At 59.0% G+C, this 22,921-nt stretch carries 9 protein-coding genes and 1 pseudogene; 1 reads left to right on the forward strand and 9 read right to left on the reverse strand.

Annotation, left to right across the window (positions count from 1 at the left end; translation table 11 throughout):
- The first annotated feature begins 349 nt into the window (after positions 1-349).
- Positions 350-6,211: a retention module-containing protein gene (locus BLW70_RS12700; protein WP_074874421.1), complete on the forward strand. Its 5,862-nt coding sequence runs from the start codon at positions 350-352 to the stop codon at positions 6,209-6,211.
- Positions 6,212-6,336: 125 nt separating this feature from the next.
- Here BLW70_RS12700 and BLW70_RS30220 read toward each other — a convergent pair whose 3' ends face one another.
- From BLW70_RS30220 to BLW70_RS12740, 9 genes and pseudogenes are all read right to left on the reverse strand, one after another.
- Positions 6,337-9,324 carry an Ig-like domain-containing protein gene (locus BLW70_RS30220; protein WP_074874423.1) on the reverse strand — a complete coding sequence of 996 codons (2,988 nt, stop codon included), beginning with the start codon at positions 9,322-9,324 and terminating at the stop codon, positions 6,337-6,339.
- Between the two features lie 130 nt (positions 9,325-9,454).
- Positions 9,455-9,592 (reverse strand): annotated as a pseudogene (locus BLW70_RS31485) (hypothetical protein); the annotation flags it as partial.
- Between the two features lie 40 nt (positions 9,593-9,632).
- Positions 9,633-13,283, reverse strand: coding sequence for a PhlB family protein (locus BLW70_RS12710; protein WP_074874425.1), 3,651 nt, complete (start codon positions 13,281-13,283; stop codon positions 9,633-9,635).
- 138 nt (positions 13,284-13,421) lie between these two features.
- The gene (locus BLW70_RS12715; RefSeq protein WP_074874427.1) at positions 13,422-15,401 is read right to left on the reverse strand and encodes an RCC1 domain-containing protein; all 1,980 of its coding nucleotides are present in this window, start codon (positions 15,399-15,401) and stop codon (positions 13,422-13,424) included.
- Positions 15,402-15,467: 66 nt separating this feature from the next.
- Positions 15,468-18,629, reverse strand: a complete 3,162-nt coding sequence (locus BLW70_RS12720; protein ID WP_074874428.1) for an RCC1 domain-containing protein — start codon at positions 18,627-18,629, stop codon at positions 15,468-15,470.
- Positions 18,630-18,744: 115 nt separating this feature from the next.
- Positions 18,745-20,685, reverse strand: coding sequence for a cyclic di-GMP receptor LapD (gene lapD, locus BLW70_RS12725; protein ID WP_074874429.1), 1,941 nt, complete (start codon positions 20,683-20,685; stop codon positions 18,745-18,747).
- Between the two features lie 22 nt (positions 20,686-20,707).
- Positions 20,708-21,415, reverse strand: coding sequence for a cysteine protease LapG (lapG, locus tag BLW70_RS12730; protein ID WP_074874431.1), 708 nt, complete (start codon positions 21,413-21,415; stop codon positions 20,708-20,710).
- Between the two features lie 200 nt (positions 21,416-21,615).
- Positions 21,616-22,011, reverse strand: coding sequence for a YbaN family protein (locus BLW70_RS12735; RefSeq protein ID WP_074874433.1), 396 nt, complete (start codon positions 22,009-22,011; stop codon positions 21,616-21,618).
- A gap of 10 nt (positions 22,012-22,021) precedes the next feature.
- Complete coding sequence (locus BLW70_RS12740; RefSeq protein ID WP_074874434.1) at positions 22,022-22,609, reverse strand: UPF0149 family protein; 588 nt, start codon at positions 22,607-22,609, stop codon at positions 22,022-22,024.
- Positions 22,610-22,921 lie beyond the last annotated feature (312 nt).

A 22,921-nucleotide genomic window follows, 5' to 3' on the forward strand; every position in this document is an offset into this window, starting at 1 on the left:
GTTCCAGACCAACAATCGATAAAGGGCGGGGAAGTGCTGGAGGGGAGGGGAGCGGACGGTTTTTCGGTGACGGTTTTTTGTCACCTTAGTGAATCAAAACTGTTACGCATCGCTCAAAAGGCGACGTGTTGTGCAAGTGGGTCCCGATGCCATTGATTGCAGAGGGTTTTTATCCCGCAGCAGACACATCGCCCGCGAGCGGCACGCTTGGCGAGAACGGCGCCAGGGCAGCGGCTTACTCGACGTAACCGCGCCCGCAGGTGATTTCGCCAGGCAACCCGTTGTAGCCAGGAGCACGTTCTTCGCAAAAACAGGATGCCGACAGTGGTTGGCAGCGGAGGAAGTGCACATGGCTACGCTCATCGGTACTGTCAGTAAGGTCATTGGTCAGGTGTTCGCGCAGGCGAGCGATGGCACCCGACGCGCGCTGATCGAAGGGGACCGGTTGTTCGCCGGCGATCAACTGGTCACCGGGGCCGAAGGCGCGGTGGCGGTTCATCTGCACAATGGCCAGGAACTGACACTTGGGCGTGGCAGCAGTATGGAGATGACGCCTCAGCTCCTCGCCAATCAGCCGTCCCCTGTAAAGACCCCTGAACCGGTGACGCCGACCCACGCGCAATTGAGCGATGTCGAGCGCCTGCAAAAAGCGATCGCCGCTGGCGACGACCCGACCCAGACGGCTGAAGCCACGGCGGCCGGACCGGGTTCGACCGGCGCACCCGGTGCACTGGGCGGCGGCCACTCGTTCGTCATGCTTGAAGAGGTGGGCGGGCGGGTCGATCCGACGATTGGTTTTCCTACTGCGGGCTTCAACGGTATTCCCGAGTTTCCCCTGGCACGGCGGGAGGGAGATCCGGACAACGGAGATAACGGCGACGTCGGCGCTGGTGCTGGTGCTGGTGGATCCGGTGGCTCAGGCGGGACAGGCGTTCTTCCTGTAACACCGGTGGTTCCCGTCACACCCGTTGTTCCAGATGTTCCGAACAATCCGGTGACCCTCACCGGCCTGTCGGTGGCAGGGGGCGAACTGACCCTCAATGAGGCCAATCTGGCCGATGGTTCGGCCCCCAATCCTGGTGCACTGACCAAGTCCGGCACGTTCAGCGTGTCTGCGCCTGACGGGTTGACCAGCCTGAGCATCGGCGGGCTCAACGTGATCAGCGGTGGCGTTGCCGCAGGCTTGCCGCAATCGATCACCACCCCGTTGGGCAACACCCTGACCGTCACCGGCTACAACCCGGCCACGGGGGTTGTGAGTTACAGCTACACCCTCAACGACAATGAAACCCATCCGGCCGGTAACGGCACCAACACCCTCAGCGAACACTTCACCGTGGTGGCCGGCGACAGCAATGGCGATACCACCACCGGTTCCCTGGACGTCAACATCACCGACGATGTGCCCAAGGCGGTCGATGACAACAATGCCGACAACGCGTCGGAAACCCTGGTGACCCTGGCCGGTAGTGTGCTGCCCAACGACGTTCAAGGCGCTGACCGCATTCCTGCCGGACCCGAGAGCGGGCCAGTGGTTGGCGGCACGTTCAATGGTCAATACGGCACCCTGGTGCTCAACGCCAACGGCACCTACACCTACACCCTCAATACCAGCGACGCCGACTTCAAAGCCTTGCACGCCGGTGGCAGCGGGACCGAAACCTTCACCTACACCCTGACCGATGCCGACGGCGACACCAGCACTGCCAAGCTTGTGCTGAACATCCATAACAACGATGACCCGGTCACGATTGGCGGCCTGAACGTCGAAGGTGGCGAACTCACTGTCTACGAAAAAAACCTCAGCTACGGCACCGACCCTGATACCCAGGCCCTGACCCAGAGCGGCACCTTCACCGTCAACGCACCGGATGGCCTGCAATCCCTGACCGTGAGCGGCGTCGCGGTGGTCAGCGGTGGAGTGGCGGCAGGTTTCCCGCTATCGGCCACTACCTGGACGGGTGCCACCTTCACCATCACCGGTTACGACCCGGCCACAGGCGTGGTGAGCTACAGCTACACCCTGAATTACGACAGCGACCACCCCAATGCCAACGGCGCCAACAGCCTCTACGAGAACTTCGACGTCGTCGCCACCGATATCGACGGCAGCACGGCGACCGGGCAAATCAACATCAACATCGTCGATGACCTGCCGACCGCCAACCCCGATGCGGTCTCGGTCGCAGAGGGCGGCATCATCAGCGGCAGCGTATTGGGGAACGATGTCACCGGCGCCGATGGTCCCGCCGCAGGGGGCGCGGTGGTTGGCGTGCGTGCCGGTTCAGACACCTCGACTCCGGTCATCGGCGGCCTCAACAGCCAGATCAACGGCACCTACGGTTATCTGACGCTGGACGCCAACGGCAACGCCGTTTACCACAGCAACCCCAACGCCGTCAGCGGCCCTGGCGCGACCGACGTGTTCACCTACACCATCCGCGATGCCGACGGTGATGAAAGCACCACCACCGTCACCATCGACGTACACAACAGCAGCATCAGAGCGGTCAGCGACAGCGACGTGACCGTCTACGAAAAAGCCCTCGACCTGAACAAGGATGGCCAGGACCTGGCGCCCGGCACCGTTACCGGCAGCCTGCCGGGCAATACCGGCGAAACCGCCAGTGGCACGCTGGTGGGTTCAGTCAGCGGCGCGGTCGGTGCGATCACCTACAGCCTGGTCGGCAGCGCCACCGGCACCTTCGGGCAAATCCTGCTCAATCCTGATGGCTCCTACACCTACACGCTGACCTCGGCCCCCAGCACCACGCCGAACGCCAACGATGGGCCGAACACCGTCAGCGAAAGTTTCACCTACAAAGCCACTGACGCCCTGGGCAACAGCACCACCAGCACCATCGTGGTCAAGATCGTCGATGACCTGCCCACTGCTCATGCCGACGAGGCTTCGGTCGCCGAAGGCGGCGTCGTCAGCGGCAACGTGCTATGGAACGACATCGGTGGCGCCGATGGCCTCGCTGTCGGTGGCGCGGTGGTCGGCGTACGCGCCGGTTCCGACACCTCGAGCCCGGCCGTGGGTGGTCTCAACACTCAGATCAACGGCACTTACGGTTACCTGACGCTGGACGCCAACGGCAACGCCGTCTACCACAGCAACCCGAACGCCGTCAGCGGCCCTGGCGCGACCGACGTGTTCACTTACACCATCCGCGATGCCGACGGTGACCAAAGCACCACTACCATCACCATCGACGTGCTCAACAGCTGCATCACGGCGGTCAGCGACAACGACGTGACCGTCTACGAAAAAGCCCTCGACCTGAACAAGGACGGCCAGGACCTGGCGCCCGGTACCGCTACCGGCAGCCTGCCGGGCAATACCGGCGAAACCGCCAGTGGCACGCTGGTCGGTTCGGTCAGCGGGGCGGTTGGTGCGATCACCTACACCCTGGTCGGCAGCGCCACCGGCACCTTCGGGCAAATCCTGCTCAATCCCGATGGCTCCTACACCTACACGCTGACCTCGGCCCCCAGCACCACGCCGAACGCCAACGATGGGCCGAACATCGTCAGTGAAAGTTTCACTTACAAAGCCACCGACGCCTTGGGCAACAGCACCACCAGCACCATCGTGGTCAAGATTGTCGATGACCTGCCGACCGCCAACCCCGACGCGGCCTCGGTCGTGGAGGGCGGCATCATCAGCGGCAACGTGTTGGTAAACGATGTCACTGGCGCCGATGGCCCCGCAGCGGGGGGCGCTGTGGTTGGCGTACGCGCCGGTTCCGACACCTCGACCCCGGCCGTGGGTGGTCTCAACACTCAGATCAACGGCACCTACGGTTACCTGACGCTGGAAGCCAACGGCAACGCGGTTTATCACAGCAACCCCAACGCCGTCAGCGGCCCCGGCGCGACCGACACGTTCACCTACACCATCCGAGATGCCGACGGTGACCAGAGCACCACCACCATCACCATCGACGTGTTTAACAGCGGCATCACGGCGATCAGTGACAGCGACGTGACCGTCTACGAAAAAGCCCTCGATCTGAACAAGGACGGTCAGGATCTGGCGCCCGGTACCGTCACCGGAAGTCAGCCGGGCCTCACGGCTGAAACCGCCAGTGGCACCCTGGCCGGTTCGGTCAGCGGCGCGGTCGGCGCGATCACCTACACCCTGGTCGGCAGCGCCATCGGCACCTATGGGCAAATCCTGCTCAATCCCGATGGCTCCTACACCTACACGCTGACCTCGGCGCCCAGCACCACGCCGCACGCCGACGATGGCGAGAACACCGTCAGCGAGAGCTTCACCTACAAAGCCACCGATTCCCTGGGGCACTCCACCACCAGCACCATCGTGGTCAAGATTGTCGATGACCTGCCGACCGCCAACCCTGACGCGGCCTCGGTCGTGGAGGGCGGTATCGTTAGCGGCAACGTGCTGGCGAATGACTTCGGCGATGCTGATGGCATTGGGGTGGTCGGCGTGCGTGCCGGTTCAGACACCTCGACCTCGGCCATCGGCGGCCTGAACAGCCAGATCAACGGCACCTACGGTTATCTGACGCTGGATGCGGCGGGCAACGCGGTCTACCACAGCAACCCGGACACCGTGAACGGTCCCGGTGCGACCGACGTGTTCACCTACACCTTGCGCGATGGCGATGGCGACGAGCGGACCACCACCATCACCATCGACGTGAGCAATAGCTGCATCATCGACAACGGCGGCGACCAAAACCCAATCATTGCGAACGCGCCACCCGTGGCGGTCGATGACCACATCATCACCAACGTGTTGTCGGGCAACATCGTGGTACCGCAAGCGTTGCTGCTGGCCAATGACACCGATGCGGATAAGGATCCGCTCACCGCATCGCCAACCTCATTCAATACCGGTTGGATTGCCAAAGGCGCGGACTTCACCGGCACCAACCAAAACTTCAGCTTCACCGGCGGTAATGAACAGGCGGTGACCCTCGCCCGCAGTGCATTCGTCGCCAACACGGCAGCCATGACGGCGGTGCTGGTGGTCAGCGGGGCGCTGGGAGCGGTCAACAACACTCACGATCAGGACCACATCAGCGTCGACCTCAAACAAGGTGAAACCCTCAACCTGAATCACAATCTGCCAGCCGCTCATGTTGCTATGGAGTACTCGATCAACGGCGGCGCATGGATCGCCCTCGCGGACGGGCAAACCCTCACCGCAACGTCGGACAGCACCTACCAGATCCACATCACCAACACCGACAACCCTGGCCCGGGCAACAGCGGGAAGGGCGCGGAAAACTACCAGCTCACGATGACCGTCAACTACGCCGGCGCCCACGACATCGCGCCAGATGCCCACGGCACCTACACCGCCAACGACAGCCATGGCGGCAGCGACAACGCCGCGGTGACCATCACCTATCAGGACGGCCACACCCTCACCGGCACGGCGGGCGACGATGTACTGGTGGCGGGCGCCGGTAATAACGTGATCAATGCCGGCGACGGCAACGACGTACTCACCGCCGGTGACGGCAATAACGAAATGCACGGCGACGCCGGCAATGACTTGCTGTACAGCGGTGCCGGCAACGACCTGCTCGACGGCGGCACCGGCGTCGACACCGCGAGCTATGCCCACGCCACCGCTGGCGTCACGGTCAATCTGGGCGTGCTCGGTGCGCAAAACACCGGGGGCGCCGGGACCGACACCCTGACCGCGATCGAAAACCTGACCGGTTCCAACTTCAACGACAGCCTCACGGGCGACAACAACAGCAACATCATCAACGGCGGCCTGGGTGAGGACATGCTCAACGGTGGGGGCGGCGACGACTTCCTCATTGGCGGCCTGGGCAACAACACCCTCACCGGCGGCAGCGGGACCGACACCTTCCAGTGGCTCAAAGGCAACAGCGGCCACGACGTGGTCACCGACTTCACGCCGGGCATCGACAAACTCGACCTGTCGCAACTGCTGCAAGGGGAAAACAGCACCGCGGCGTCGCTGGATGATTACCTGCACTTCAAAGTCACCGGCAGCGGCGAATCACTGGTCACCAGCATCGACGTCAGCGCCATGGCCGGCGCCGCGCCGAACCAGACCATCGACCTGGCGGGTGTGAACCTGGCCAGCCATTACGGCGTAACGCCGGGGGCGGGTGGGGTGATTGCAGGGGGGCAGGATACGGCGACGATTATCAACGGGATGTTGAATGATCATTCGTTGAAGGTGGATACGGTGTGATCTGAAATGACAAAACCCGCCATCCCTGTGAAAGGGATGGCGGGTTTTGTTGTTTGTTACATTGTTTTCGCGAGCAGGCGAAATTTTCTGCTGTCGCCGTATCCTCGGTTTTCCGTCGGGGGGTGCTACTTAAGACCTAACCCACAACGTATGGTTGTCGGACTGGTGTTGCCGGATCCTTTATTAGAATAAATGAATGTGATTCCCCATAGGTTGCCTCCGGAATAATAGGATTTAAACCAGGTTCCTTCTGCATCGTTAATTGGCCAATGGCCGCCTTTATACAAATTTGATATAAGGCTCAATTCACCGTTTGCCGTCCCCAGACGAAGCCCACGGGCATTTGCAATATTCTCTATTTGTGAATAGTTTCCTCGTCCCAGATCAAAGCACTCAAAGACGGCTTCGTTAATAAAGATGTCGTAGCTCTTCGACTGTGCGGCCTGATCGCGAACAGTTATTGTGGCTGTGCCTTTTCCGAGTACCGTAACTCGACCCGTGGAGGGATTGACCGAGCTAACCCTTGAATTACTAGAGCTATAAACGTATGGCGGACGACCGCCGCTTGCTTCGCGCGAAGAACCGAAAAAGATCACATCATTAGGTATCGTGGGCCATACATAGAGCTTCCGATTTGAAGTTATTGGACTAGTGTTAAATACTAATTCAGGTAGTTTTATGGCCCTGACCGTATAAGTTCGCAGCGGGAAGGTCACCGCCGTGGCGTCGCTGGCTACTTTGTCGAAATTCACCCGGAAGGTGATCTTCACCTGACTGCCATCTTTCAGGGTTTTCAGCCATGCCACCGCGGCCGGTGTAACCAGATTTGCTGGCGGCTTGTTATGGGCCGGTCCTTCCCAGACTACCTCTTTGGTCGCACTGCCGTTTTCGGCGACGCCGTCATAACGTAACCAGACACGCTGCCCTGAGGTCTGTAACGGCCACTGAGCAACCCTAAGTTGTTCGGTTCCACTCAGGTTGGTGACATCCAGCACATTGTTCACCGCGCTGTCGATGGCCGGCATGGGTAAAGCCCCATCATGATTGGGGATGGTCTGCACGGCCAGGGTCAAGGCCTGCGAGGGCGGATAGGCTGCGCCGTTGCGGATGACCGTGTAGGTCACCGTCACCGGTTTACCCAAGTTGAAGGCCACCACGCTGTTGGGAATCGGGATTTCTTTGGTGCCGACTGTGCCCACATCGATGGAGGCCGAAGTGTACGAGCCGTCACCGGCAGTGCCCGCCCAGGTCACGCTCAGTTGGTCCGTGTCGAGCATGCCGGTGTAGTGCGGCACGATCACGGTCAAGGTGTCCTTGGCGGCGATCGGGTTCAGCTTGTCGCCAAGGGCTTCTTTCACCGAAGGCCGGTTGAGCGTAAGGGCCGAGCGGACGATCAATGTCCGTGCAGCGGAGGACACTCCCGAGCCATACAGCGCCTTGGCGGTAAAACTATGCGTTGCCACGCTCAGCCCGGAAACAAGCTGGGTCCAGATACCCGTGTCCGGGTCGGCCGTCGGCTGACCTTTGGAGACGGCGCCGTCGAGCACCTCAACTTTCAGGCCTTTGCTGGCGGTGCCGCTCAGGGTCACTGCGGTTTCCACGGTGCTGCTGCCATTGGGAATCTCGATCCCGCTCGCAGAGCCCTTGACCGAACTGATCGTTGGCACCACCAGCTCCACCGCCTTGATGGTATAGGTCCGATCCGGAAACACCGTGGCCGTGGCCAGATTGTTGCTCTTGTCCAGCGAGACCTTGAACTTGATCGTCAGCGTGGTGCCGTGTCCGAGTTGCTTGAGATAGCTGTTGTCCAGCGCGTTGGGCCAGAATCCTTGACTGATCCAGGTGGCGTTGACCTGATACGGGAGGCCGTTCCACCGGGTCAGGTTGTGTGCCGTGCCGTCCGCCTTCTTGCCTTCCAGACTCAGCCAGCACGGCTGGCCCGCTTCGATCAGCGTGTGGAGCAGGGCGTGAATGGTCGCGTTGTTGCTGCCCAGCGCCATCACATCCAGAAAGTTGTTGGCGTCGGCCTCGACGATCTTTGGCGCGATCAGTGCCGTCGCTGGCAGCGTCAGGATGTTCAATGGCAAAGGCAATGAGGGGGCGGGTTTGCCGTTGCGTTCGACGACGTAAGTGACCGTCACCTGTTTACCCAGGCTGTAGGCCAGCACCGAGCGCGGCACGGCGATTTCCAGACCTGCGCTGACCAGCCGCTGCGGGCTGGTGTAGGAGCCCGCCACCGCTGAGCCGGTCGCGCCTTGCCAGATCACGCTCAACTTGTCGGTGGGCAGCAGCGAGGCTTGCGGCACCAGCACTCGGACTTCCGGCTGGGTCGGGCTGAAGTTGGTGCCGGTCATGCCCTTGACAGTCGGGGCCGGCAGGTCAAGTCGGTCGAGATGAATGTCCAGTCGCTTCTCCGGGGATTTGACCCGGTTGAGCAACTGGTCGACGACAGCAAATTCAGCTACTGCACTCGCGTTGTCACCCGCCTTCTGGAACGTGTCGGTGAACAGTGTGTGGGTGATTGGCGCCGTGCCGTCGGGGACATCGAACTCGACTAGGGTGTCGCCCAACCCAAACTTGATGCGGTCGTGGTTGCGCCGGTTGGCATAGGTGAACCCGAACTCCACCCCTTGCGCCGCGCGTGCGGCGCTGACGCCGTCCTTGAGTACGTCGGCCGGGATTATCAGATTCAGGTTTTCCGCAGGCCGTAGGTGATACAGCACGAGCAGATCCCGAGAGGGTTCCGAGTTCCCGCTGGGACGAGTGACCATGTAATGCAGCCGATTGACGCCCTGTCTCAAATTCCCGTGTGGCAGGCACAGGCGCTGGCGCAGCGTTTCCTCCCCCGGCTTGACGGTCTGGCCTGCTCCTGGGATGAGATCGCCGTTGCAATACAAATCCACGTGATCATCGGCCGCCATGATCCAGGAGCGCTGCTGCAGTTCGGTCCAGGGATCGACCAGGCATACAAGGCCCTGTGCCTGGCCGTAGTAAAGGGCTTTGGAAATACCGCCGTCGGCGATGCCGGCCGGTTTCACCGGCGTGACCCAGCCATGGATGATCATGGGATGCAGCACAAACAATTCGTTCAACACCGCGGACTGGATATCCATTACGTTCTCCTTGGAGGTGGCAAGCCCTGAGTCCTCTCGGGACGCGGGCTCATCACACACCAGGCTGGGAAGGTTGGCTACTGTCAGATCTGACAGGTAAGCGTGACTTCCAGACGAACGGTCGAATTCCTCACGTCGGCTTCGGCGGCCCAATCAACCGCTCCATCACCCCAAACAACCCCAACTCCCGGATCACCTCCAACTCCCCCTTGGTCTGGACCATCTCCGCAATCAACGGCAAATCAATGCTGTTGGTGGCCCGATAAATAAATGCGTCCCCTTATCGCGCTTTTCCTTTATCGCGGTGCTCAGGAAATCCTTCTTACTATGATGTGATCTATCTGATAGTCATTACCCCCGGCGCTACCACTTCCGCCTCCTCGGTCTTCGTGGCTAATGATTTGAATGGTGTGATTGCCAGTATATGCAACATGAAAATTGACATCGATCGTCCTCCATTGCCCCGTTCGATAAATGGTGTTGCGAGGCCAGATCACTTGGCCTGTGGCAGTTTGGATCGAAAAAATGGGTGGCATGTTTTCTGGCTGAGGACTGTAGTTAAAGACGCGCAAACTGATTAAATATTGTCTTCCTGCTGTGAGTGTAAATGTTTGACTGAATAGCACGCCGGAATGTCCAGAATGAGCTGTCGTATAGTTATCAAACACGCCACCGGTGATTCGTCCTTGATACCCGGCGGGGCCAATTTGCCAACCACCCGCAGTGCCGTTATTGAAGTCAGTCACTGAGTCTTGCCAAGGCTCCGATGATCTAAATCCCGTTGACGGTGACTCTTTCTCTGATCCACCGGTAACGCGCGTTACCAGGTAGGTGACCGTAACGTCATACCCTCTATTGTTGATTGCCAGCGCTCGGTCAACGTTGATTGTTCTGGAGCCCAATGAATCAATTCTCACAGGCAGCGTGGTGTCGCTGCCGCCCGGTCCTGTCCACCTCACTCTGACCCTGTCGCCAATCGCCATGCCTTGATATTGCGACACGATGACCGGTACGCCGCTTGCAGGGACTCTGTCCGGGTCAAGAATGCCACCGACGACGCCAGTAACGGTGGGAGGGCCAAGTTTGAGTTCGACCACGACGTTAAAGGTATAAGGTGGCGACTCACGTTGTTCGCCATCTTCGGCACGGGTAACGTGATAGACCACCGTGACGCTGCGCCCGGCGTTGGCCAACGCGACATTTTTGGGCACATTGAAGCTCATTTCTTCCCGCTTGGAGACTTGTTGTACGGGAGTGGTATCGGAACCACTGCCCGGAGCCCCACGCCAGGAGACGAAGACTTTGTCTCCCACGGCCATGCCACCATAACGAGGCACCTTCACCACCGCACCACTGGCAGGCAGGAGGACAGGGTCGAGGGCATTGCCCACCACACCGTTCACACTTGGCGCGATCAGGACCAACTCTCCCACTTGCATTAATGTCAGTAGCAGTCGCGGAAACTCCTGTGCCAGATCACTATCGTCGCCGCCATCGAAAGCGACCTTGGCAATCAGTGTGAGCAGTGTTTTGTCAGTCAATTGCAGAAGTCGTGCCCGTGGAAGAAAGGTACTCAAACCCCTTTCGGCTTCCTGCTGGGTTATGGCTTTGCCGTCATACAACGTAATGGTTTCAAGGCTGCCGTTTTTGGTGCCTTCGGCGTGCAACCAGACTTTCTGGCCCTCGGCGCTGTGTGGCCATTTGGCCAGGGTGGTGGTCGCATCTCCAATGAAGGCCGCCAGTTCCAGCACCTTGTCATCGGGTGCCTGAGTGATCTTTGGGGTTGGCAGATCACTGAGTGAAAACTTCTGCACGTGAAGATTCAGCGGATTGGAGGGTTTCACCTGTACATAGCGTTTGACGTTATAGGTGACCACCACGTCTCGATCCAGGTTGAAGGGGACCAACTGGGTAGGCATCTCAACTTCTTTAGGTTCAATCGTACGAACCTCTCTTTCAAGGCTCGTAAAAGATCCTTGGCCCGGCGCCCCGGTCCAGGTGACGCTTAGTCGGTCAGTCGTTTCCATGGTGGCATAGCGCGGAATTTTAACCGTAAGGTAGGCCTGCGCCTTGATCGGATTCAATGCGTTGCCGTCTGCCTCTTTCACCTCCGGCGCTGGCAATTCGCCAATCAACGTGCCGACGATCAGCAGCAGCAGTTCCGATGTCTCGTATTCGCCGGTGGCTGCGCGCTTGAGGGTGTAACGGACCTCGACCTGCTGGTTCATGTTGGGCTTGATGAATTGCGCATCGATCCTGAAGGTCAATGGCTTGCCGACCAGACCGGTAGTGATTGGCAGTCGGTCGGTGGTCGTGCCGGCAGGGGAGATACCCCTCCAGTAGTAGGTCAACTCGTCTCCCTTGGCAGTCCCCAAATAGGGGATACGCAAGATGGCGTTGAGCGGCACCAGTGCTGGGTCGAGTACGCCGTCCTGAATTTTGTCCACGAGCGGGGCGGGCAACGTGGCCAATATTGCGCCGACCTTCACGGACAAATAATCGGATTCGTCAATCTTGCGAGTTTGCGCCAGGTCATTGGCTACACGGTAAAAAACGTCGAGTGTGCCGCCATCGAGCGGCGTGATGTGCATATTCTCGACGAGCAGGGTGATGTGTTTGAGTCGGGCGTCGCCCGCCGTCACGGTATAGGGCACTTCATGCAGGTAGGGATTACCATTGGTCTTCGTGCCTGACCAGACGAGGCTGATCAGGTCGCCGTCAGTCATTTCCAGATAACGGATATGCACGGTCGCCCGGCTGACAGTTGGCTCCAGTGTTTCCCCGATGACTTCGCTGATGGTCGGCGCCGGCAAATTCGAGATCTTGCCTCTGACTGTGGCGAAGGCGCGCTTGGAAGACAATGGTGGGGCACCATTGGCTTTGATCAACACGTATGACGCATCCGCCGAGCCCATGGCAATGGCTTTGACAAGCTCGTAGGGCACCTTGACCTGGACAGGGTCTGGGCCTTTGACAATGGTTACCGATTTTTTATGGTTGACCGGCTCGCTGGAAGAAGGGCGCGTACCGACCCAGGACACCTCAAGCGTGTCGCCGGTTTCGAAGTCCTCGGGCGTGATGTCTATTTGCAGGGTGACCGGGGCCCTGTTCAATTGATCCAGATCGATAACACCGTTCAATGCTTCTACGATAAGAGGTGCCTGCAGTCGCCAGGCACCAGCGTCGACATTCACTGTGGTAATTGCGGACCACTTTTCGCAGAAGTTGAACACTTCATCAAAAACTTCGTAGCGCACCGGCAAGGCATTGCTGTCACCTCCGGCCAGGACCGTCGCCTGATCAACAGTGAGGGTGATCGCCTCTGTGCCTGCGGCCTGTTGCTCAGTGATCCGCAGAGCGGGGGCGAATGCAGTCCCCCACTTCAGTCGTACCGTATCTCTTGCGGCAATTGCCGGGTAAATCGGCACAGTGATTGGAATGCCGTTTTTCGCCCATTCGGCATCCACGCCGTTTTTGATCACATCCTCGGGTAGCTTTGGGGCTTTCAGTTCTGAATGCCAAGGTTCAAAGGGGCGCTTGTCCGGCCCGCCCGGGCGGTTGCGCTTGACTAGAATTCGCAATGGCACAGAAGTTTCATCAGGGGTCGTCGAGCCACTGCGAGTTATCTCGTAATACACTTTCTCAACCCAGCCCGAGACAATGTGGGTAGTCGGTATGTAGAACAGCAGGCGCTTATCGACTTCTTCAGGCAAAACCTCTTTTTCATAGACCTTGAGAGCACCCCAGTAAATGTCGTGTCGGTCTCCTGCCTGCATGCCTTGATAAGGGTCGATGTTGCAAAGCATCCCGGCGGGGTGATTGGCAAGCACCGCAATATTGACTCCAGCATCACCGTCCGCGACCTGTCGGATCATGCCCGCGATCATCAAGGGATACGTGGCGAACACAGAATCAGTGTCATCAAATCGAGAGAACAGGCCTGGATCGAAAAGGTCCATGGGCGCTCCTGAGGGTCATCACCTGACGATGAGTCGTGGTTGCCCTTCAATCATGGAAACTTAATGGCTGAAGGAGGGGGGATGAAGTGCTGGGAGCCAGTCGAGGGTTTTCGCCTGGCCCCAGAGGCCGGGTTAGGACTAAGCGTCTCGTGCCGGGTCAAATTCCTGCGCCGGGAGATAACCGCCCCATGTCACGAATTGGTTGTTCTCTTTGCGTGCGACAAACCCCCCATACACGGTTGCTGAAGGCGCGGGTCGGCTCTGAACCGTATAGATTTCAACAACCCCGCTACTCAATGCGTTTTGCAACGCTGGGGGAATCTCGCCACCGTCGTAGGCCGCTCTACCCCAAGCAACGACAGCGCCTTTGGTTTGGCCTTGATCGACCAGTGCGGCAAACGCACCATTGGAGCAATACACCTTACGAATGGTGCTGGCCATCAGGACCTGGCGGGTCACGTCAGGAAGTGTGCCTCCCGTTGCAGCCAATCCCCAGGAGATGACCTCTTTGGTGCGACCATCGGCATCACGACTGATCAACACGAAGCTACCGTCATTGCGTACCAGTTCGATGTCGCCACCATCTTTTGTTTCAACCCTGGACGACACTCGTGTCGATGCAGGGGGGGCGGAGAAAGCCCTGAAAGCCCCGAATGCTTCGGCCTCAGAGGGTTCGACAATAGGGCTGGCTTCAAACAGTGATTCGATACGGCTTTGGGTGTCGCCTTCTTCAAACAGTGCCTGTGCGTTCATGGATGGGGCATCGACGCTTTCTGTAGCCTCAACGCCCATGACTCCCATAGTTCTCATAGCACTCATAGCCCTGCTTCGGGTCGGGATCGGTCCCCCGCCGTAACCTGCGTATCCCCACGCCGCTGCCTGGCCATTGGCATTTACAAAACACATGGCCCAGGGGCTGGCAGCACACAATGCAAGATTGCCCTTGGCGGCAAGGCTTGCTGCTGCTTCAGACATCGTGCCGCCGAAACTCGCATTCCCCCAGGTCACGGCTTTTTTCCTGCCAAGGGTGATTGCACAAAAGGCATGCTCATTGGCAATGACCGTTTGAGCGCCGTTATCGTCGTAGATTTTTTCCAGCGCGGCAGCTGGTATGACGCCATTTGTTCCCCAGCCGATCAAGTCGCCTTCGGCCGTGATTGCGCAAAATGCTGCAGATGAGGCAACGATTCGCTCCACCTTCATCAAGTCGAGTTCCGCCTGCACCTCGGCCGGGATCACGCCGCCTGTGGCGACCGGTCCCCAGGCGTATACCTTGCCGGCCTTGGTTAGCACAACGAATGAACTCGTAGTGGAGTAGATGGCGGTTGGCGGATCAAAAAACAGCTTGGTTTGAATGGCCAATGGAACCTCGCCCCCCGTCGCCGCAGACCCGATAGCACCAATGGTGTGCTCACCCGGTTTGGGGTTTCGATAGATAAACGCCAGTGACGTCTCGTTGGCGTATACCGCTTTGACGTCCCTGATAATCGGCTTGTTGGCGGGCATGTTCGGGCCCCAGACAAACAGCTGGTTACCGCTGCCTACCGGCACCAAAGCACCAAAACTACTATGGGTCGAGGACATGGTGGTGGCGGGGTTGTTCAACAGATAGCTCGCTATCTCCGGGGGCACGACACCACCGAACGTACTGCCTCCCATGACGGAAACGTTCTGTGTGACCCGGTTCTTCAACGCCATGGCGCCCGCCGACGTGGTGATCATCCCGTCCTTGGGGGTATTGGCGTGGAAGGCGTACTGGCCGCGCTGCTTCAGGTAACTGTTCTCGCTCTCCTCGTCCGAGATGTTCTGGAATCCCCCCGTGGTGATGATGATCGACTCGGAGAAGGTCTCCTCGCCAGTTTCACCGGACAAGGCGCTCGGAGTCACCGAGAATGTCAGCTCCATGCCATCGTGCTCAGCCAGCAGCGTTAAATCGAGCGTAGTGGCAATTACGTCGCCAGTCTCTCCCCCGTTGTACCAGCAATACATTGAGCCACTTTCGGGATTTTCGTCTGCATTCTGATAGAGGTAGCTGCCGGTAATCGTTCCGCCAACGAGTGGCTGACCCATGATGGTAACGTTGCTGACAGTCGGTGCAGCTTTCACGTTGATGCTCATTGCATTTCTCCAGGGACAAGTTTCCCCACATGCAGGAAACACAGTTCAAAAAACATCGGTTGTTGTTCACTCGGCGTAAGAAATCTGACCATCGAGCAGTTGAAGATCGGGAGCGCCTGATCCCCATGCGTACACCGTGTCTTGCGGAGTCAGGAGCACCCAATGAGGGCCTGCGTGATAAACCCCGGCAGCTTCATGGTCTTTTGCCGCCCCTGAGTTGATGCCCCAGGACACTACGGTGAAGTCCTCCAGCAACGCGCTGAAAGACCCATAAGACGCCGACAACGTGAGTACCGGCCCAATCCCGTGAGGGATCGTTGCTCCCTCGCCCGGTTCTCCCCAAGCGACCAGCGAACCGTCCTTTTTCAATGCGCAGAAGGCGGTAGTGGTACCGGTAACATGCTGTACATTTTGCAAGGTGCCGGGCGCAGCGCCGCCGAATCGAGAGTTGCCCCAGGCAATCACCGATCCATCTACTTTCAAGGCAGTAAACGCTGCGCTGGTGGCGCAGATATGCGTCACGTTCAGGAGCTGTTTTGCAATCGCTGCGGGAATCTCTCCGCCATGCTCCTTCGAACCCCAGGCCACAACCCTGCGATCAGTCTTGAGGGCTGCGAACGCGCGATTGTTGGCACTCAGGCGGACGGCACCATTGGCTGCGGTTATGTTCAGGCCTTGGGGCCAGGTCTCTCCCCAGCTGAAGACACGACCGTCACTCAGTAACGCGCTGAAATCAGTTGTCGTGCCGACAACCTGTTTCACCTGTCTGAGTTGTGAGCTGATCGCGGTAGGAATGACGCCACCGAATGCTTTATGGCCCCAGGCCACGAGGCTGCCATCGGCGCGCAAGGCGACAAATGCACCGCCACCGCTGGCGGCGATTTTTTTCACGCTTCGGAGTTGAGCGCCGATGAGGGGCGGGATGGTGCCCCCAAACTCGGTAGCACCCCACGCTTTGACAGTGCCATCTCGTTTGATCGCGGCATAAGCGAGCCCACCGGCCGTGACGTAGCTCACATCCGTGAGATCGACTGGGGGAAGCATCTCGGCGTTATCACTCCAGCCAAAAACACTGCCGTCATTTTTGGTAATGCACCCGCTGTGACGGTCTGCCAGATTAAACAAACCCGTAATGTTAGCTGGGCGCAGAATGTGTTTTTCGATGAGGGTGCCCTGGTCTTGCAGGGTGACGATCAAGGGGCGTTCAGGCTCGATGTCGATAAAGTACTGACCTGTAATACCGGAACCGTCGCCTTCATAAGTCCACAACACGTCGCCGCTGCGAGTGGGAGTCCCATTCAAGAGTGTCGGGTTCGAATAGTAGTAAGGACCACTGGACGAGCGGCTACCAACGATTTGCAGTACGGGGCGGGCTTTGCTGATTTTCAGGGTCAGCGTGTTCGAATAGCGAGTTTTGTTCTCAGAGGGTCGCTTGACTTCGTACCAGACTTCGACAGTGCCGCGGCGATTGGGCAAGAGGTGGTCGGTGACGAATTGGCTGACAAGCGTGAATGTCACAGGCTGACCTGCGGTGTGGGAGGTCAGGGTGATCGAATCACTGGTTTTGCCGCTGGTTGATCCCGACCAGGTGAATTTCACCACGTCTTCAGCTTCTGTACCGATGTAGGGAATCGTCAGTTTGAATCCGGTGAGGACATTTTCAGGGTCGAGTGTGCCGCCTTGTTCCTTCTCGACTTCAGGAACTACAAGCTCCAGCAACGGAGCCCCGACGATGAGAGTTTCCAGGTGAATGGATTCGCGCTTGGTGGGTTTCTCGTCATCACCAATCGAATGGATCAGGTAATACAGGTCAAGTTTGCCGTCCTTGATCGCGACAATATGCTGACCGCTGACAGTGATGGGAATCGGTCGCTGGTTTATCACATCGTTGTTGCTGATCGGATACCGATCCAGCGCCGGATCGTAGCTGCCGTTGTTGTGTTGGGTGCCCACCCACCTGAGCTCGATTTCCTGCCCGGCAACCATCGACTCATCGAATGGAATGCTGACGGTGGTGCTCGCGAGTGCTGGGTCAAGTGCACCTTGGCGCGCATCGTCGGCGACGGGCGCTGCCAGGCGATTGGCTGTACCGATGATGTCAATGAATCGCCCTTTTGATTTCAGGTCTTTCGACCCATCCTGCTTTTCAAGGCGATAGGAAAAAACAGCCTGGGTCTGGGCGAGTAAACGCACGACCGCATTTGGCAGCTCCACATTGACGTTGGTATCAGGTTGTTTGTCGATGGTTTTGGAGACATTGATATCCACCGCTGGGCCTTCCAGCGGATTGCCCTTGAGATTGACAACAATGGTGTCGTCTTTTTCAAAACTGGGTTTTTTTGCGTTGATCTGGACAATGACCTTTTCGCCACCCAGCGTATCGAGATCAAGTATGTGGCCATCCGCTTGCTCGACTAGGGGCGCATCGAGCCGTGAATTACCGGTATCGACCTCGAGCCACTGCGGAGCGCTCCAGTCTTCGGAATGGTTGTTCACGATATCCCTGACATAAAAGGCGACTGCCAAGCCTTCTTCGTCAGAGTCGCCCACCGAAAGAATGGTTTCTTCGTCAACGGTAATGACGATGGGGTTGTTTGCCGGATCCTTGATTTGCAGTTCTGTCACCGGGGCCGACTCGACAATCTTCCAGCCCCAGCTCAGTCTGCATATATCGCCCACCGCAATATTGGGGTAAATCTCTTTTTTTGCGCTGCCCGGCTTGGGCATGATGGTGATGGGGACGCCGTTTTTGGCGGTTTCTTTGTCCACGACTCCGCCAATGATTTGCGGGTCAATGAACATGTACAGTTCAGAATGTCCTGGCGTACTGCCATTTTCATCCCTGCCGCCAGGCCTCTCGAGTTTTGCGTAAACGCGGATTGGCGTTTCTGGCGCGCCTATCCCTTCACTAAGTCGCGTAACGCTGTAGTTCAGCGTGTAAGCGCCTGTGGTTAGGTTCTTTACGAACAAGGTCACGCGCTGATTGACTTCGTTGGCATCAATCTCCTCATGAGCGACTTCAATACCATCGAGCAGTAGCACGACTTTGTCACCCACCTCCATTGGGTCCCATGGCTGGATTTGGCACTTCAAGCCGTCATCCGGATTTACGCCTTGGGCGGCGGCGATGTTAATCCCCCATTCGCCCGATGGAAGCGCGGGCTCGGTGCGGTCCGGGATTTCCAGTTCAACCAGTGAACCGGCATTGGCGGGGAATTGGGAGGCCATCGATGCAACTCCGGTCAGGAAGAAGTGACGGAGTCATTAGGTCTCTAAGTCGAACTGGTGGCTACTGTCACATTTGACAGTTAGATGAAGGTTTCCGACGAGCGGTCGAGCCGTGTCACATCGGCTCCGGCGGCCCAATCAACCGCCCCATCACCCCAAACAACCCCAACTCCCGGATCACCTCCAGCTCCCCCTTGGTCTCGACCATCTCCGCAATCAACGGCAAATCAATGCTGTTGGTCGCCCGGAAAATCGCCTCGATAAACAGCCGTTTATCACTCTGCTCATCAATGTGACGGATGTACGCGCCATCAATTTTCAAGTAAGCCAGACCCAGTTGAGCCAGGTTGCCGATCTGGCCGAAGCTGCCGCCGAAATGCTGCAGACCGATGCGGTAACCGGTGTTGAGCAGGCTGTGGCTCAGCCGTTGCAGTTCTTCCTGAGGTGGCAGTTGGCGTTCGTCGATTTCCAGAATCAGCAGGGGGGCAAGTTCGGGCAGCGATTCGAGCATGTCGAGGATGTGTTGCAACTGCGCTGGATCGCGCAGGGTGCTGCCGGACAAGCTTAACGCCAGGGGCCAACGGTTGATGATGAGGTAGTCGAGGGTGGCTTCGAGCATGGCCAGGTCGAACCGGGCCGACCAGCCGAGCCGCTCGATCCACGGCAGAAAATGCCCGGCGGCAATGGCCTCGCCCTGCGGGTCGAGCAGGCGTGCGAGCACTTTGTGATGCAGCACCTGGCTGGTGTCGGCGCATTGCACCACCGGCTGGAAATACAGTTGCATCTTGCCTTGGTTCAGGGCGTCGTCGATCCAGGTTTGCCAGTCGTTTTGGGACGGATTCGGCGCGGTGATGGAGTCGGCCAAGTGGACCCACGGGCGCTCGGGATGTTGCCGGGCTTCGGTCAACGCCTGGTCCAGTCGCGTCAGCACGTCACTGGCGGGCTCGCCGGGGTGGTAGGGGGCGATCCCCAAGTGCGCCACCGGCATGGCGTCGCTGGCGCCAGTCAGGCGCAGGTTTTCCAGGGTGGCGCTGACTTCGCTGGCCAGGCGTGCAGCATCGACGCTGTCCAGCCCGGGCGTCAGCAAGCTGAACTCACCGCCGCGATTGCGCGCTGCAAGCCAGGTGCGACGTTCCGGTGGCTCAGTCAGGCGCTTGAGCAATTCGCCGACGGCGCTGATCAGCGCATCGGTGCGCTGGCCGCCCAAGCGCTGGTTGAGACCGGCCAGGTCGTTGATCCGCAGCATCAGCAAATGACCATCGCTGCTCTGCTCGGAGACCAGCAACTCGTCGGCCAGCTCTTCATCCAGCAAGCGCCGATTGGCCAGGCCCGTAAGGCTGTCCTGATAGGACTCGACCCGCAGCTTTTCACTGCGTGCGACCTCTTCGGCGAACAGCGCCTTGAGCTTCTCGACCATCTGGTTCATGGCCAACACCACGCGTTTCAACTCCGGTGTGCGCGGCAGTTTCGGCAGACTGATGAACTCGCGTTTGCTGATGGCTTCGGCCTGCCTGACCATGGTATCGAGTGGCCGAAATTGTCGGCGCAGCAACCAGCCACCAAACACGGCACTGAGCAGGCCGCACACCAGCAACCAGATCAGGCTGCCGAGGGTGCTGTCCCAGAGTTTGGCCAGGGCGAACTGCGGATTGCTCAGCACTTCGACCCGTGCCGCCTGGACCCAGCCGCGCATGATCAGCGCTTCGCCACCGGGTGGGTGCAGGTCGACCAGGTTCACAAACCAGGCGGGAACGCCTTCGATTTGCCCCGGCACAGTGCGCTCTACCAGTACCTGAGAATTCTCGATGTTGATGATTCGAATACTGCTGAAATAACCGCTGTCGAAAATCGAGCTGACCATTAATTCGATCATCGCCGGGTCATCGATCTGCGCTGTCAACGACAAACCCAACGCGGTGGCGGCGTCCTGAGCGTGGGAGCGCAACTGGCCGATCATCTGCTCGCGAGAGCTTTCCAGGCTGACAAAAAAACTGCCGCTGAACGCCACCAGCAAGAACAGGCAGATGGCGAGAAACAACTGTTTACGCAGTGACATGAATCGCTCCTTGCTCAGGTGGCTAGCCGTCGCCCACGGCGAACCCTTCGGCCTGCATCTTTTTCAGTACGTCCTGCCAGCGCGACAGTTTTTTCGAGTCGCTGCTGCGTTTGCCGCCATTGGCTCCCGGCAAGTACAGGCCTTCTGCGTTGAAGGCGTACACCGGCAGCAAGTCTTTGCGTTGGGAAGCGGGGCGGACATCGCCGATCAAGTTATCCAGCACCAGCGGATCGGCCGTGGGGCTGTTGTAGAACGTCAGCACCATGTGTGCCTGGTTCTGGGACAGGGCTTTGACGTAGGTGATGCGCAGCTTTTCGCTGGGAATTCCCAGGTGGCGCAGGCTGAAATATTTCGCCAGTGCGTAGTCCTCGCAATCAGCGGCACCTTTGATCAGGGATTCGACGGGCGTAGCCCAGTAATCGGTCTGATGCCAGATGCGGGTGTCGTCCAGAAAGCTCAGTTGCTGATTGAAGAAGCGATTGACCGCGTTCAACTGCTCGCGCTCGGAGCCGTTGGCTTCGCTACTGAGCATTTGACTCCAGGCCTCGATCCTTCCGCGTCCCGGGCCGAGGGTGCCGTAGCGATCTTCGGCGGTTTGCAGAATCTGCGTAAAACTCCAGTTGGCCCCGACACTGACCAGGCTGGTCGACAGGAAAGTGATCAGCAACAGCCATCCGCCGAGCCGAAGTCGGAGCGTTGACCATCCTGGGCTACGCGGACTGCGGGACATGTCTGGCCGCTCGGGTGCAGATGTCTGAAGTCTAGGCGGTGTTTTTTGAAAGGTAGGGTTGATCGTCGGGTCAGTTCGCGGACTGATCGTTCCCACGCTCCGCGTGGGAATGCATCCAGTGACGCTCTGCGTCACAGAGTCGAAGGGACGCGGAGCGTCCCGGGCGGCATTCCCACGCGGAGCGTAGGAACGATCAGGGCTCAGGGTTTGTGCAGGGTTTTCTGTTTGAGGATGTAAAGGGTCACCAGCACGGCGCTGGTCAGCATGAACCCCCGCGCCCACGGCAGGGGCACCAGATAGCAGGAAAGCAGGATGCTCGCCCACATCAGGCCGATGGCGTAGACCTTGCCTTTGAGCGGGATGCCGTTGCCGCTCAGGTAATCGCGAACCCACGGCCCAAGCCGCGGATGTTCAATCAGCCAATGATAAAAGCGCGGCGAACTGCGGGCGAAGCAGGCGGCCGCCAGCAGCAGGAAGGGCGTGGTGGGCAATACCGGCAGGAAAATCCCGATCACCCCCAGCGCTACGCTTAGCCAGCCGATGGCCAGCAGCACGTAACGCAACATCAGGGAGCGGTTGCCTATGGGGTTGTCCATAGGCAAAACCTTAGTGGTGACGAGGCTTGAGGATCGCCGGTTTTTCGTCTGGCGCCTGGCACAGCAGGTACAGCGCGGTCAGGGCTTCCGGGATCTGTACGATCATGTCGTCCATCAGGTTGGCGTCTTTGGCGATATCTTCGAACTCTGGCTGTTCGTCGAACAGACCCGAGCCGACCATGATCGGCAGCAGCATTTCGCTGACTTCATCTTCGGCGGTTTCGAACCAGGCGGCTTCGCGCAGGAACACGCCTTCCATGAAACCGATGCACCAGCCGCGCAGGTCGGAATCATCCGGCTCTTCGCCCAGGTCCAGGTCGCAGGGCAGCTCGAACTCTTCATCGGACGCCAGTTGGCGAGCGATGTGAGCCTTGAGGGCCAGCAGGGTGGATTCGATCGCTTCACGCTCGGTGTCGTCGGCGTAATGCGGCTCTTCGGCGAAGAGGGCGTCGATCCATTCACGGTCGGGAACGGGTTCGGAACAGATCGACAGCGCAGTGAGGTAGCCGTGGGCGGCCACGTAGTCCAGCGCCTCGTCATGCAGTTCGTCGGCGTCGAGGAAGACTTGCAGGCGGGTTAGTTGCTCAGCGAAGGACATTAAAGGGCTACCTTGGGAATTTAAACAGATGCGGGAATTCTAGGCCTTCTTGAGCGCTTGGGCCAGCCGCGCGGCATTTTTGCACCCATGCAGGAGTATGGAATGCCGCAATCCCTGTGGGAGCGAGCCTGCTCGCGATGGCGGCAACCCAATCAACATTGATATTGAATGTAACGCCGCCATCGCGAGCAGGCTCGCTCCCACAGGTTGCGCGCGGTGTTCGTCCTTATGTGTCCTATCAGCGGCACCCTTTGCCGGACATCGCTCGGGTATACTCCCGCGTTTTGTGATGCCCTGCCGGCGTCGTGGCTG

Origin of the sequence: Pseudomonas frederiksbergensis, assembly GCF_900105495.1 — a bacterium.
GTDB lineage: Bacteria > Pseudomonadota > Gammaproteobacteria > Pseudomonadales > Pseudomonadaceae > Aquipseudomonas > Aquipseudomonas frederiksbergensis.